Genomic DNA, 13,382 nt, shown 5'->3' with positions numbered 1-13,382 from the left:
TAGGTTATTGCTCGTCTTGGTCAGAGGCTGCTCGCTGAAGTCGCGAAGATTGCAAAACGTTCTCAATCCCAGTTCGCCCGCGCATTTCGTGACTCGACCGGTATGCCGCCTTATCGATACATCCTTCAGGCACGTATTCAACGAGCTCAACAAATGCTTTAAATAACGAATCTCACTATCTCCGAGATGGCCATAAGCGTAGGCTTCGCGGACCAGAGTCACTTCACCAGAGCATTTCGCCAATTCGTTGGAGCGATGCCAAAGAGGTGGCGACAGGACTGTCAGCGTTAAAACGAAGTCAATGCCCTTTATATGGCTAACTGTGACCTCCTTGTTCACTTTGCAATGGTGCAAATTGTCCCTGTAAATGGAATATTTTGTAACGTTGAGTCGGCCCGCAACTCCAATCTGCGTCTCGGCTGTCTGGTGAAGCCGCGAACAAAAGAGATTTGCCTTCTGGGCGAGGAGATGGGAACCAATATGCGCATTGAATACGATCCTTCTGTTTCATCGAAAACGGTGTCTTTCAAAACAATCGAGATCGATGGGCTCAACATTGCTTATCGAGAGGCGGGCGACCCCAAAAGTCCTAAACTTGTGCTCCTGCATGGCTTTCCTTCGTCGTCGCACCAGTATCGCAATCTCATGCGCGAGCTATCGGGGAGCTTTCATGTCGTTTCCCCCGATTATCCGGGTTTCGGTAACTCCGACATGCCCGATCCAAAGTCGTTCGCATATACCTTCGACAACACGGCGGCGATCGTCACCAAGTTTCTTGAGAAGACCGGCTTCACTCGGTTTGGCCTCTACGTTCAGGACTATGGGGGCCCGGTCGGCTTCCGCATTCTCGATAAGCATCCTGACTGGCTGGAATGGCTCATCATCCAGAACACCAATGCCTACGAGATCGGCTTTACTGAGGTTTGGAGCGGGCTGCGGAACAGCTACTGGAAGGGTCGCTCGCCTGAAGCTGAGAAAGCGATCGCCGGTTTTCTCGAGCCGCCCACCGTCCACGCTGTTTACACAACCGGGCATCCCAAACCAGAGCTGATCAGCCCCGATAACTGGAACATGGACAATCATTTTCTCGAACGCCCGAACGCAAAGCAGGTACAGCTCGACTTCTTCTATGATTATCGGACCAACGTAGAGCTTTATCCGAAGTGGCAGGCGTTCCTCAAGGATCACCAGCCCAAGACGATTATCTTTTGGGGCCAAGGTGATATCTTTTTCACGCCGGCTGGTGGTGAGGCCTTCCTCGAGATCCTGCCCAAGGCGGAAATGCATCGGTTGAACTCAGGTCACTTCGCTGTTGAGGATTGCCTGAACTATATCGCGAAGCATATGCAGGACTTCTATCAGACGAACGTGGTCGGCTCCCTGAAACGCTGAGGAACCGGTCCTCGATACATCCGCCGGGTCTTCTCCTTTATGGCCCGGCGGTACTTCAGGCTTGAGGGTTTTGCATGGAATCGTGTTTTGCAGAAAGAGCAACGGTCGTCCTCGTTCACGGCCCCTGGCTTGATGCGGGGATGTGGAATAGCGTGATTCTTCCGCTTCAACAACATGGTCTTCAGGTCGTTGCCGCCCAACTTCCTCTTACATCCTTCGAGGATGATTTAGCGGCGATCGAACGAACGTTGGAGCTGACAGACGGTCCGCTTATGCTAGTGGGACATTCCTATTCCGGCGCCCTCATTGCAAACGCAGCACTACGCTCAGAGCTTGTACAGGCTCTGGTATTCATCTCCGCTATTACTCCGGATAGCAATGAAACCGTAGCGGATGTATTGAAATCGGATCTCTCGCCCGCGGAATCGCCACGAATGATAGCGGATCGACACGGATTCATCTGGATGTCTGAATCTGAATTCAAGACATTACTCGCTCCCCATGCGGCTGCGCACCAATGGGCTCTCATGACCGCCGCACAAAAGCCGATCTCAGTACGATGCCTCAACGGTGGTATTCCGAATCCTTCCTGGCAGCGTCTTCCATCTAGCTACTTGATCGCGGAACAGGATCATGTTCTTAGCGCAAAGACGCAAAGAATGATGGCGCAGAGGATGAACGCGCACATTTATACCCATCCCCTCGACTACGCCGCAGCGATGACCGAACCCGAAGTGGTGTTGGACGTTATTCTCGAAGCTGCTCACGAACATCTGGCTTAGCAAACAGTTCAAGCGTGCGGCAGCCAACTCGTCTGTATAAGGGCGCCTACGCTTTGTTCCGGGGCAACACAACGGCCATTAAATAACTCTGCGGATATCTCTCCTATGTATGAAGAACTTAATAACGCGCTACCAGCATCGAGTGTTCCACCCTTTCGACCCGATCTTGCCTACCCCGACCTCACATACGAGATGCTCGATCGGCTACGAGCATATGGAACTGTTGAAGCTGTCCCCGATCGAACAACGCTCTTTGGGCGCGATGAACGTCAGGTCGATATGTTTGTCATCATCGAGGGCAGCATAGAGGTTTACACGCGGGCTAAGCAAAATCATGAGTGTTTCCTGCAATTGCTCACCCCACGACAGTTCTCAGGAGAGCTGGATCTGTTTAACTACCAGCGGACACTGACCGGATGTCGAACCAAGGGCGATAGTGTCTTGATTCGGATCACTCGGCCACAGCTTCAACATCTCATGCGCGCTGAAGACGATATCGCAAATCTGATCATGCAGGCTACGATCTGGCGCAAGCTGCGATTGATCGAAGAACAAAAGGGTGGTGTCATCCTTGTCGGTCAGCCAGACAATGCCGACTATCTGCTTCTGGAGAGCTTTTTCATCCGGAACGGCTATCCACATCAAACGTTGGAGGTGCACCGGGATTGCCCAGTGATGCCATCTGTAGTGCTGGCCGATGGGCGTGTCCTTCAGAAACCAGCAATTGCCACCCTGGCAGATGATCTGGGAATCACTGAACTTCCCGATCCGAAGTCGGTTTACGATGTTACTGTCGTCGGTGCTGGACCTGCCGGCCTTGCGGCTGCGGTTTACGCGGCCTCTGAAGGGCTTTCAACGCTCGTGATTGAAGGCATCGCCCCGGGCGGACAAGCCGGCACCAGCTCCAAAATAGAAAACTATCTGGGTTTTCCAACCGGAATCTTCGGCCAACGCCTTGGACATCGCGCCCATGTTCAGGCACTTAAGTTTGGTGTTCGTTTTGCCATTTCGAGAAATGCAATCTCGGTGCGCCCGAATGGTGGACTTCACATGCTTGTGCTCGAAGGCGGCCTCGAAGTGCAGACTCGCGCCGTCGTCGTCGCGAGCGGCGCAAGGTATCGGAGACTCGATCTCGACAACTACCTTCGCTTCGAGAATCAAGGGATCTACTATGCCGCAACTGCAATGGAGTCGCTCCTGTGCAGGGATCACGAGGTGATCGTTGTAGGCGGGGGAAACTCCGCTGGGCAAGCCGCGGCGTTTCTCGCGGGCGTTTCTGCTCACGTGCACTTGATTGTCCGGGCGAAATCACTAGCGAAAACCATGTCCCAGTATTTAGTTTCACGAATTGAAAGCTCCGCGCGCATCACGCTCCACGTTAATAGCGAGATTGAGAGACTCGACGGAGATGAAAAACTCGAAGGCGTCTCCTGGGTCGATCGGAGAACAGGCGCGAGAACAACGCGTCCAATCAAAAACGTGTTCGTCATGATCGGTGCCCAGCCAAATACGGGATGGCTCTTCGGAACTTTGCGACTCGACCGCAAGGGGTTCGTGGTAACAGGTGAGTCGACCGGCTTTGAGAACTCACGTTACGCGACGAGCGTTGCAGGAATATTTGCTGTCGGAGATGTGCGCTCGACCTCCGTAAAACGTGTCGCGTCCGCAGTAGGAGAAGGTTCAGTTGTCGTCTCGGACGTGCATCGCTATCTCGCTGACCATCGCGACCTTGTGGCCGCTGCCCCCGATTCCGCGCTGGCCGCGATACAGTCGGCAAGCAGCGCGCCTCACAACGATGAGATAAGCCTATGACAGTCAAGATCAAGCGGATTTATGAAGTTACCGATGTGGAAGATGGCACGCGGATTCTCGTAGATAGGCTCTGGCCCAGAGGTGTCAAGAAGGAAGATGCCCGGATCGATTTGTGGCTCAAGGACATAGGTCCAAGCTCTGATTTGCGCAAGTGGTTCGGGCATGATCCAAAACGCTGGCCGCAGTTCAGGGCAAAGTACATTCAGGAGCTCGGGTTCAAAAACGAGGACCTGTCAGCCATCATTCGCGCTGCGACCGAAGGTCCGGTTACGCTTATCTACGCTGCCAGGGACGAAAGCCATAACCAGGCGGTGATCCTCCAGGAAATCGTGAGCCGGGCTTGAAAACAAGGCCAAGTTCCACACAAATCGTCCCGCGTTCGTTCTACGCTCGCTCACCCAAGATCGTCGCGAGGAATCTGATCGGCAAGGTCTTGATCCATGACCTGAATGGGGAACGATTGGTCGGACGCATCATTGAGACCGAGGCCTATCTTGGTTTGGCCGACCCAGCCTCCCATGCGTTTCGGGGCGAGACTCCGGCCAATGCAGTATTGTTCGGCCCACCTGGCTTTACACATGTCTATCTGATCTATGGGATTAACGATTGCCTTAGTATTTCGAGCCATCTCGATGGGAAGGCTGGCGGTGTCTTGCTTCGCGCCCTGGACCCGATTGCCGGCTTGGAGACCATGACACGACTACGTGGACTATCGGGAACACAAAATGCGACGGCGCTCACGGGAGGACCGGGGAAACTGTGCAAGGCTCTTGGAATTAACCGCATGCATCACAATAATATGGACGTGACCGATAGCGGCTCTCCGGTTCGAATTCTGGACGACGGGTATCGTCAGAACAAGATACAAACTTCGATTCGAATCGGAATCACTAAAGCCACGGAAAAACTTCTCAGATTCAGGGCAATCATCGAAAAACCATGAGGATGGAGAATCGCACTTTCGTCCTCTCATTCTCGGACATGCATGCCAATAGAAACGGGTCAGACCCGGTTGGGAACCCGAATCTAACCCGTTTCCTGACAGCATCGAAGCTATTCAAACTTTGCAAAGATTTCGTTGAGCTGACCGCCAGAGGTCGCGCCTCCTAAACCGTCGAAAAATCCTGCCTTGAGTTTTTCACTCGCTGCAACCATGCCCCCCCATCCTGATAACGAAAGGGCTCCACCTACGCTGATCCTACGAACGCCGAGGTCTTCCAATTCTCTTGCCGTCGTGCCCGGTCCCATAACTAGAACATTCACAGGTTTGGGCGCTACCGCTTTCACCATCGCGATGATGTCTTCTTTCTTGCCTACACCCGGAGCGTACAGGCAGTCGGCGCCTGCGGCAGCGAACGCGACCAATTTATCGATAGCTTTCGTGATGGCTCCAGAGTCAATGAGTAGCCCTTCGGTCCGTGCTACCAGGATGACATCCTCACCTGTCTCATCAATCGCAGAACGAGCGGCCTGAATTCTGGCAACGGATTGAGAGACGTCGTAAAGATTTGAGAGATCCCCCATCTTGCGATCCTCGATCGAAACACCCGCGATACCCGTCCCGACCGCAAGTTTTACGTTTGCCGCGACGCCATGCGGATCTGCGGCGAATCCGGATTCGAAGTCTGCATTGACGGGAAGATCGGTCGCATCGCAGAGCGATCTTAAGTGGCCTAATACGTTATCCATCGTCATCGCATAGTCGGGTTTGCCCATTGTCCAGGCAAAGCCTGTACTTGTTGAAGCGAGTGCGGAAAAGCCCAAATGTTGGAGGACACGCGCGCTTCCGATATCCCATGGGTTGGGCAGAATGAAGCAGCCATCTTTGTGAAGAGCGCGAAATGCTAAGCGTTTTTTGGCGGTTGTTTCTTTCATGGGGATCTCCTTTATTCTGTGCGTGGAACGATTAAATTTCGGCTCAAACATAGCTGCTGATACGCGTGAGCAGGAGCAGATAGCGATAGTTTTACCGTTTTGTGACTCTTGCTTCACGGTCGACCATGGGACGTTGTCGATCATTTCCACGGTTGGGGCTAAAGGAGAGCGCGCGTTCCTTATGCAAGACTCGATGGCACGGAACTGCAAATGCAAAGGGATTGATCGAGCACGCATTGGCAACGGCGCGTATAGCTTTCGGGGCTCCAATAGAACGAGCAAGATCGGTGTAAGTCGTCGTTTCACCTATCTTTATCTTGCGCACGGCCCGCCATACCTTTCTCTGGAACTCTGTACCTCGCAGATCCAGATCGAAATTGACATCCTCTTTTGCAGATTCGATGTAGTTGATTAACTGTGAAATCTCTATTGCGTGCATCTGATCGTCACGAACCAGATGTGCCTTGGGGAATCGCGTACGAAGATCATCCATCACCACCGTCGGAGATTCGCCGATCAGGACGGCAACCACTCCTTTGTCCCCGCTAGCGACGAGAACGTGCCCCAAACTTGATTTCGCGATTCCATAGGTGAGCGACTCGTAATCATTATTTCGATGGCTCCCTTCGGTCTGTTTGCTGGTCGACTTCTGTGCACTCGACGCCGCTCTACGCTTTTGCATGGTCCGGATTCTCCCTTCTTTTGAGAGCTTCAATTGGAATGCTGACGAATGAGATAGGTGACAAATTATTTCAGGGTCTTAGAGTTTGTTGGAGCTTTCGGCCGCTGGTAGGGGCGGCGCTAAATGCATAAGTGTGCTCGAGGGGATGTCGAGCAATTCGCGGTCATTAGCGCACTACCAGTAGCTACCGGACCTGACAGCTAGCCTATTCCTAAAACGACACTTCCCCCGGCCAGGCCCGCTCCCGCCGTAGTCAAAAGAAGCCGTTCACCGGTGGCGAAAGGGCGACTTATGTTCGATAGGGACAGGGATAACGGGATGGTAGCTGCGGAAGAGTTTCCGAATTCTTCAATGGTGTGGACCGTTTTGCTGCTTGCAATACCGAGGTTTTCACAAACGGCGTCGAAGATACGGATATTGGCCTGATGTGGAACGAAACGATCGACCTCCGCCGCAGCCATATCCGCCTGTTGCATGGCGCGCATAGAGCATTTCGTCATCATGCGTACTGCCTGGGAGAAAACTGATCTGCCATCCCTCATTGTCATCAATAACTCTCGCGGGTCCATGCCTTCAATAAATGGTCTCCTGCTCCCACCGGCAGGAATGGAGATCAGATCATAGTGGCTTCCGTCAGCGGCCAGATCGACTCCGAGCAACCCACTCCCTGCAGAATCGGAAGGTGCCAGAAGGACCGCCCCCGCAGCGTCTGCAAAGAGGATAGCGCTTCCCTGCTCCTCGGGATTGATTCGTCGGCTCAATATGTTCGCTGCGACGATGAGCACGGGCTTACCCTGTGTCCTCACAAAACCATCTGCCAGGGTCAGAGCGTAGAGAAATCCAGAGCAAGCACCGGTGAGATCGAGCGCACCCGAGTTTGGAAGGCCCAGGCGATGGGACAGCAAAGGACCAGATGGAGGCAGAAGGTGGTCAGGAGTGGAGGTTGCCAGAAGCGTTAAACCCACATCGGCTCGCGCCATACCAGCATTGTTAATCGCCATAGCTCCCGCTTCGACAGCCAGATCCGTCAGTGCCTGGTGAGGAGCAGCCCAGCGCCTCGCCCGGATGCCCGTGCGCCTCTCGATCCAACCGGCCTCAAGACCAAGTCTCGTTTCAATCTCTCCATTCTCAACACGCCTTTCTGGAACATAGTGGCCCAGACCAGCAATGCGGCTCGATCGGACTAGCATCATTTATTTGCCTTGCGAATCATGTCAGCGACTTCGTCGATCGCCGCGTAGGCACGATCGAGTTCGTTTGGGACCACGCAGTAGGGTGTCATGAGGTAAATCACATTTCCGAGTGGGCGGATGAGCAGATCTCGGTCTCGGAAGAAGCGTCTGAGCTTCGGCCCGACGTCCGAGAGATAACCTGCAGTCGAGACGTCGAGATCGAGGGCAGCGATGGTTCCAGTTTGCCGGACGTTAGCAAACCGCGGATCAGTCCGGAATGGTTCTAACCGTTCCTGGTGCAGACGCCCCAGCTCCTCGATGCGTTGTGCAACTGGCTCAGTCTGCCAGATCTTGAGATTCGCTACGGCTGCAGCACAGGCAATGGGGTTTGCCGTGTAAGAGCTCGAGTGGAAGAACATTCGGCTTCGGTCGGTGGAGAAGTGAGCATCGAAGATTTCGTGGGAACACAGCGTCGCCGCCAGTGGCAGCGCGCCGCCAGTGATCCCCTTGGAGGTGCAAAGGATATCCGGGCTGATAGCTGCCTGTTCGCAGGCGAAGAGCGTCCCCGTTCGCCCCCAACCGGTCATCACTTCGTCGACGATCAGCAACGTATGAAACCGCTCCGCGATTTGCTTCAGCTCGGTGAGAATACGAGCCGAATACATCTTCATGCCACCCGCGCCCAGCACCAAGGGCTCGACGAGAAGCGCCGCGATCTTGCGGTCCCTGCAGAGTCGCTCGAATGCATCGAGTGTGTCTTGCTCCCGGCTGGCCTCAGGGAATGGCACCCTGTCCACATCGAACAACAATGCCCCATAGGGCGCATTGAAGACCCCTCGTTCTCCCGCGGACATCGTGCCAATAGTGTCCCCGTGATAGCTGTGCTCCATGACGGCAATGCGCGAGCGTGGGTCTCCTACATGATGAAAAAAGCCGAGTGCCATCTTCAATGCCACTTCCACTGCGGTAGAACCGCTGTCGGAGTAAAACACGTGTGCCAGGCCGGGTGGGGCAACGCGGAGCAGACCCGTTGCAAGTTCTTCCGCCGCCTCATGGGTGTACTCGGCGAAGATAACCTGATCGAGGGTCTCGGCTGCCACTTGAATCGCTTCCGCAATGGCCGGATGTCGATGACGATGAGTGATGACCCACCAGGACGAGATTGCATCGAGAACCAAACGGCCGTGTTCATCGATCAGATAAGCGCCTTCCGTCCTAACGATCTTAGTAGTTACAGGATCGAGGCCGTGCTGGGTAAATGGATGCCAAACAGGAGACTGCAAATCGGAATGCATTACGTGATTGCCTCTCTGATCGATGGAACGTCGAAGCGCTCTCGCATGGCTTGTCGTAACGCCTCCGCCGTCAAAGGATTGAGATATGGCAATCTCCCAAGAATGCGGACATCTCCCATCTCCACAATCGTTCTTTGTGTATCGGGGTAATCCTCCCCAATGAATGCGATGCCCAGCACCGGAATGAGGCGACGTCGCATAGCCTCCAGGGAAAGCAACGTATGGTTAATCGTCCCGAGACTTGTACGGGCACATAAAATTGCCGGGATCTGCCAGCGCGCGAAGACATCGGCGAAAGTACTCTGGCGGGTTAGAGGAACTAGTAGACCTCCAGCCCCTTCAATAACGAGAGGCAAGCCCGTAATCGGCGGCTGGAGCACCTCCGGAGCGAGCATCACGCCGTCGTTCTCCGCCGACAGGTGGGGAGACACCGGGGTATTGAGCCGCCACACTTCGGGAAGAATCCGTTGAGGTGATATATGTCCGAGCCGGGCTACAATCTCGCTGTCAGTCTCTTCATCCAGTCCGGACTGGATAGGCTTCCAATAGCAGCCACCAAGCGCGTCAGTCAGTCCAGCAGAGAACACCGTCTTGCCGATTCCTGTGTCAGTGCCAGTGATAACGATTCGCAGGCTCATTGCTGGGTTTCCGCGATCACCGTTGCCAGACGATCGAACATACGAGAAATGGTTGACAGATCCACGTTGAGTGTCACGGAGACTCGCAGCCGAGCGGTATTTGCTGGAACTGTCGGGGGACGAATGGCTCGAATGTCGAATCCATCCGCCTGCATCTGCTCCGCGACGCGTAAAGTACGAGCATTGTCGCCGAGGATGACTGGCAGAATCTGAGAGCCGCTAGATTCGCGTCCGAGAACACTGAGGACCTTCTCATTCGCGCAAGCGATCATGCTGTGGAGCTTTCGCCGCCGCTCCGGTTCGTCAGACAGGATCTTCAACGCTTCACGTACAACCGCTGCCATAAGTGGAGAAGGCGCAGTGGCGTAGATGAAGGGCCGTGCGTGATTTATAAGGTAGTCACACAATATGCCACTTGCTCCTACAAGCGCACCCTCCGCCCCAAGTGCTTTCCCGCAGGTGTGAAGTACGACGACGTTGTCCCGGCCTTCCAGTTCGGCGGAAAAACCGCGGCCGTCTGTGCCGTGAACGCCTGTTGCATGTGCTTCATCGACGAAAAGAAATCCGTCATACCTATCGGCTAATTCCATTAGCCCGGCAAGCGGAGCCTTGTCTCCATCCATCGAATAAAGACTTTCAACGACGATCCAGGGATGCCCCTTGCCGTCCGCCTGCCGCCATTTACGAATGACATCTTCCGTCGCATCGAGATCGTTGTGTGGCACACTCGCCGACGAACTCCGCCCGGCCGCTATCCCTGCGTGTGCGCTCGTGTGGATCAATTCGTCGTAGACAATCAGGTCATTGCGCTGCGGAAGCGTGGCAAGAACCGCGAGATTGGCTGCATAGCCGCTCCCGAAATACATCATGCGTTCGGAACGGAAGAAGGTGGCACCTTCTGACTCCAGCGTCTCGTGCTCGGAATGATTGCCGCGAAGGAGCCGCGATCCGCCCGCTCCAACAGGAACGCCTCTTTCGAGTGCCGAGACTACGCTCTCGCGCAGCCTCTGCGATTCGGCAAGGCCAAGGTAATCGTTCGAGGTGAAGTCCTTGCCTTGTTGTGCAGAAAGCTTGCGACGCCTTCCCTTCCCTTCGAGTTGATTCAGTATGGCCTCATAGCGACCCAGTAACTGCTTCATCATTTGGCTGTTGCCATGGGCTCCGGTGACATCCCAAGCCTTTGAAGTAGACTCGTATCCCGATCGCTTCCAGGATTCGCAGCCGTGAGTAATGTATCCCCAACGAATATCGAATTCGCACCTGCAAAAAAGCAGAGCGCCTGCAGTTCGTCGGACATGTCCTTTCGTCCTGCGGACAGGCGTACATGAGATTTCGGTATGAGTATCCGCGCGAGCGCGATAATCCGAATGAATTCGATCGGATCGACCGGTGCTGAATCGGATAGTTTTGAGCCCGGAATTGGAATGAGCATATTGACCGGCACGCTCTCAGGCGGCGATGGCAGGTTAGCTAGGGTCAAAAGCATGTCGACGCGATCTTCCGGGTTTTCCCCCATACCGATAATGCCGCCAGCGCACACCTTCATCCCAGCCTGTCGGACATTCTCTAGGGTTTCGATACGATCCCCGAAAGTTCTGGTGGTGATGATCTTCGGGTAGAACCGCTCGGAGGTATCGATATTGTGGTTGTAGTAATCAAGCCCGGCTTCGGCTAAAGTTGCGGCCTGCTGCGTTGAGAGCATGCCAAGTGTCATGCACGTCTCGAGATTCAGCGCTTTTACGCCCTTTACCATCGCGATCACAATATCCATATCGCGCTCTTTCGGACTGCGCCAGGCTGCCCCCATGCAATAGCGAGTAGCGCCCCCATCCTTCGCCTTGCGTGCCTCGTCAATGACCTGGTCGACGCCCATCAACTTTGAAGCGTTGAGACCTGTCGCGGAGCGTGCAGACTGACTGCAATAACCGCAATCCTCAGGACATCCGCCAGTCTTTATGCTCAGCAATTTGCTGAGCTGAACTTGATTGGGATTGAAGTTCTCGCGATGAACGGAATGTGCCCGAAAGAGAAGATCGTTGAACGGCAATTCGTATATCGCGCGGGCGTCAGCCCCTGACCAGGTGCTATTCGCAGGTGAACGGTAGGGTGTGGAGGCAGGCCTTGCGGACGGCATTATTAGCTTTTTTTCCAACAGCACAGTATGTCTCCTCTGATGGGAGCAAATCATAGATAATGATGTTGCATCCGAGGTTATTTCTGTCTCAATGTAACAACGAGAGCGGTATGGAAACCACAGATCGTAGATTATCTATGATAAAAGTGACCGATGGCTGAAACTACGGCAGAACGGATCGCGCGCATCCTTGCGGAGCGCATTGTCTCTGGAACGCTCGTCCCCGACGCTCCTTTGCGGCAGGACCGGATTGCGGAAGAATTTGACGCGAGTCACGTTCCGGTGCGAGAGGCATTCCAGCTCTTGCGTGCCCAATGGCTGGCCGTGAGCGAACCGCGTCGTGGCATGAGGGTGGCTCCTCTCGATCATGTCTCCATGCAGGAGATCGTTGAGGTTCGTGCTTCGCTTGAAACATTGGCACTTTCTCATGCGGCTCCCAGGTTGAATGCAGCCTGCTTCGAAAAGATCGAACACGCCATGCTGAAAGGTGATCAGGCACAAACGATGACCGAGTGGGAACAGGCGAACAAGCTATTTCACCGGGAATTGGTTGCGCCTTGCAAGATGCCAAGATTGCTCGAAATGATTGATCAACTCCAACTCGCGAACTCCCGCATCATTTTGTCCGCAACCCGCTCCGGCGGCTGGAAGCCCACGTCCAGTCACGCTCATCGACAAATTGTTGACGCTCTAAAGGTGAAGGACTTTCCAGAGGCCATAGAGCTACTCCGGCGCCATATTCGCGGCTTAGAACGCGTGACGAGGTAAGACGCTCGGGGGCTTTAGAAATAAGCCTCCGAGCATGAATCAAACACCCTTCACTGAGGGAAGAATCTTTGCCAGATGAATCAGGTCTTTGGCAACGAAGTTTGGCTGAGGCAATCCGGGAGTTGGCAAGAGTGCATTTCCCGGGCGCGTGATGAGTGCGGCCGAGAATCCTGCGCTTTGAGCTCCGATTGTGTCCCATACATGAGCCGCAACCATGCAGCACGAGGAAGGTTGGACATCGAGCTCCTGCGCAACCATGTGATACACCCCTTGAGAAGGTTTATAAGAGCGTACGGCTTCGATGCTGAATTGACGCTCGAAATATTCGGCAAGACCGGCCTGCTCGAGTGGACTCTTGCCGTTGGGATTCGGTGGCGAGTTTGTCAAAGTCACCATGCGATACCCCAGCTTCTTCAAATGCTTCAACCCTTCGACGACATCCGAATGTGTCGGCATGGTCATCATCGCGGTTTTGATCTCTTCATGGTCCTCGGGACGTATGTTAACCCCTTTGATCGAGCCAATCATTTGGAGCAGCCCCTGTCCCAGGGAATAGTAGTCCACATAGAGTCCCGATAACGTAAGTGTCATCGAGTACATGATCAGATGGCCTAGCCATTCGCGCATCACGTGTTTGTCACCGTAGATCCGTTCGAACAGCGCATTCATTGATTCGAAGTTAATCAGCGTCTCATTGACGTCGAACACAAGCACTGAAGGCTTTTCTGAGTTCCACTGATATTTCGGGTTGATCTCGTCGATTTGGTCAGATGGTCCTTTGTTGGGTTTGGTGGTCATTGGTCGTGTTCCTCTCGCTTCTATTTGCGGGCGC

At 54.2% G+C, this 13,382-nt stretch carries 14 protein-coding genes and 1 pseudogene; 7 read left to right on the top strand and 8 right to left on the bottom strand.

The window, feature by feature from the left end; all coding sequences use genetic code 11:
• Positions 1 to 6 precede the first annotated feature (6 nt).
• The 6 genes and pseudogenes from HDF14_RS27665 to HDF14_RS18955 all read left to right on the top strand — a co-directional run bounded on the left by HDF14_RS27665 (position 7) and on the right by HDF14_RS18955 (position 4,929).
• Positions 7 to 291: pseudogene (locus tag HDF14_RS27665) on the top strand (helix-turn-helix transcriptional regulator).
• Positions 292 to 480: 189 nt separating this feature from the next.
• Positions 481 to 1,392 (top strand): alpha/beta fold hydrolase, encoded by a 912-nt coding sequence (locus HDF14_RS18975; RefSeq protein WP_183979812.1) that lies wholly within the window; start codon positions 481 to 483, stop codon positions 1,390 to 1,392.
• A 74-nt stretch (positions 1,393 to 1,466) separates the two neighbouring features.
• Entirely contained in the window at positions 1,467 to 2,174 is a 708-nt protein-coding gene (locus HDF14_RS18970; protein ID WP_183979810.1) for an alpha/beta fold hydrolase, read from the top strand.
• 105 nt (positions 2,175 to 2,279) lie between these two features.
• A complete protein-coding gene (locus HDF14_RS18965) occupies positions 2,280 to 3,986 on the top strand; it encodes an FAD-dependent oxidoreductase (RefSeq protein WP_183979808.1) in 1,707 nt (568 codons plus the stop codon).
• Complete coding sequence (locus tag HDF14_RS18960) at positions 3,983 to 4,330, top strand: DUF488 domain-containing protein (protein WP_183979806.1); 348 nt, start codon at positions 3,983 to 3,985, stop codon at positions 4,328 to 4,330. The genes HDF14_RS18965 and HDF14_RS18960 overlap by 4 nt, the downstream gene beginning before the upstream one ends.
• Positions 4,327 to 4,929, top strand: coding sequence for a DNA-3-methyladenine glycosylase (locus HDF14_RS18955; protein WP_183979804.1), 603 nt, complete (start codon positions 4,327 to 4,329; stop codon positions 4,927 to 4,929). Before HDF14_RS18960 ends, HDF14_RS18955 begins: the two co-directional genes overlap by 4 nt.
• A 110-nt stretch (positions 4,930 to 5,039) precedes the next feature.
• On the opposite strand, the gene HDF14_RS18950 is transcribed toward HDF14_RS18955, so the two are convergent.
• The 7 genes from HDF14_RS18950 to bioB form a co-directional block, all read right to left on the bottom strand.
• A complete protein-coding gene (locus HDF14_RS18950) occupies positions 5,040 to 6,005 on the bottom strand; it encodes an isocitrate lyase/PEP mutase family protein (RefSeq protein ID WP_221304776.1) in 966 nt (321 codons plus the stop codon).
• A complete protein-coding gene (locus HDF14_RS18945) occupies positions 5,953 to 6,576 on the bottom strand; it encodes a methylated-DNA--[protein]-cysteine S-methyltransferase (protein WP_183979802.1) in 624 nt (207 codons plus the stop codon). The genes HDF14_RS18950 and HDF14_RS18945 overlap by 53 nt, the downstream gene beginning before the upstream one ends.
• A 167-nt stretch (positions 6,577 to 6,743) precedes the next feature.
• Entirely contained in the window at positions 6,744 to 7,736 is a 993-nt protein-coding gene (locus tag HDF14_RS18940; RefSeq protein WP_221304775.1) for a beta-ketoacyl-ACP synthase III, read from the bottom strand.
• On the bottom strand, positions 7,733 to 9,010 hold the full coding sequence (locus HDF14_RS18935) for an adenosylmethionine--8-amino-7-oxononanoate transaminase (RefSeq protein ID WP_183979800.1): 1,278 nt from the start codon (positions 9,008 to 9,010) through the stop codon (positions 7,733 to 7,735). The genes HDF14_RS18940 and HDF14_RS18935 overlap by 4 nt, the downstream gene beginning before the upstream one ends.
• The gene (gene bioD / locus HDF14_RS18930; protein WP_183979797.1) at positions 9,010 to 9,648 is read right to left on the bottom strand and encodes a dethiobiotin synthase; all 639 of its coding nucleotides are present in this window, start codon (positions 9,646 to 9,648) and stop codon (positions 9,010 to 9,012) included. Before bioD ends, HDF14_RS18935 begins: the two co-directional genes overlap by 1 nt.
• Positions 9,645 to 10,790: an 8-amino-7-oxononanoate synthase gene (locus HDF14_RS18925; protein ID WP_183979795.1), complete on the bottom strand. Its 1,146-nt coding sequence runs from the start codon at positions 10,788 to 10,790 to the stop codon at positions 9,645 to 9,647. Before HDF14_RS18925 ends, bioD begins: the two co-directional genes overlap by 4 nt.
• Complete coding sequence (gene bioB / locus HDF14_RS18920; protein WP_313899629.1) at positions 10,787 to 11,806, bottom strand: biotin synthase BioB; 1,020 nt, start codon at positions 11,804 to 11,806, stop codon at positions 10,787 to 10,789. The genes HDF14_RS18925 and bioB overlap by 4 nt, the downstream gene beginning before the upstream one ends.
• Positions 11,807 to 11,935: 129 nt before the next feature.
• On the opposite strand from bioB, the gene HDF14_RS18915 reads away from it, so the two are divergent.
• A complete protein-coding gene (locus HDF14_RS18915) occupies positions 11,936 to 12,550 on the top strand; it encodes a GntR family transcriptional regulator (RefSeq protein ID WP_183979793.1) in 615 nt (204 codons plus the stop codon).
• Between the two features lie 39 nt (positions 12,551 to 12,589).
• Here HDF14_RS18915 and HDF14_RS18910 read toward each other — a convergent pair whose 3' ends face one another.
• The gene (locus HDF14_RS18910) at positions 12,590 to 13,348 is read right to left on the bottom strand and encodes a haloacid dehalogenase type II (protein WP_183979791.1); all 759 of its coding nucleotides are present in this window, start codon (positions 13,346 to 13,348) and stop codon (positions 12,590 to 12,592) included.
• Positions 13,349 to 13,382: the final 34 nt, after the last annotated feature.

The sequence above is a fragment of the Tunturiibacter gelidiferens genome, from assembly GCF_014201335.1.
GTDB lineage: Bacteria > Acidobacteriota > Terriglobia > Terriglobales > Acidobacteriaceae > Edaphobacter > Edaphobacter lichenicola_E.
This window is presented reverse-complemented; position numbering and strand designations above follow the sequence as displayed.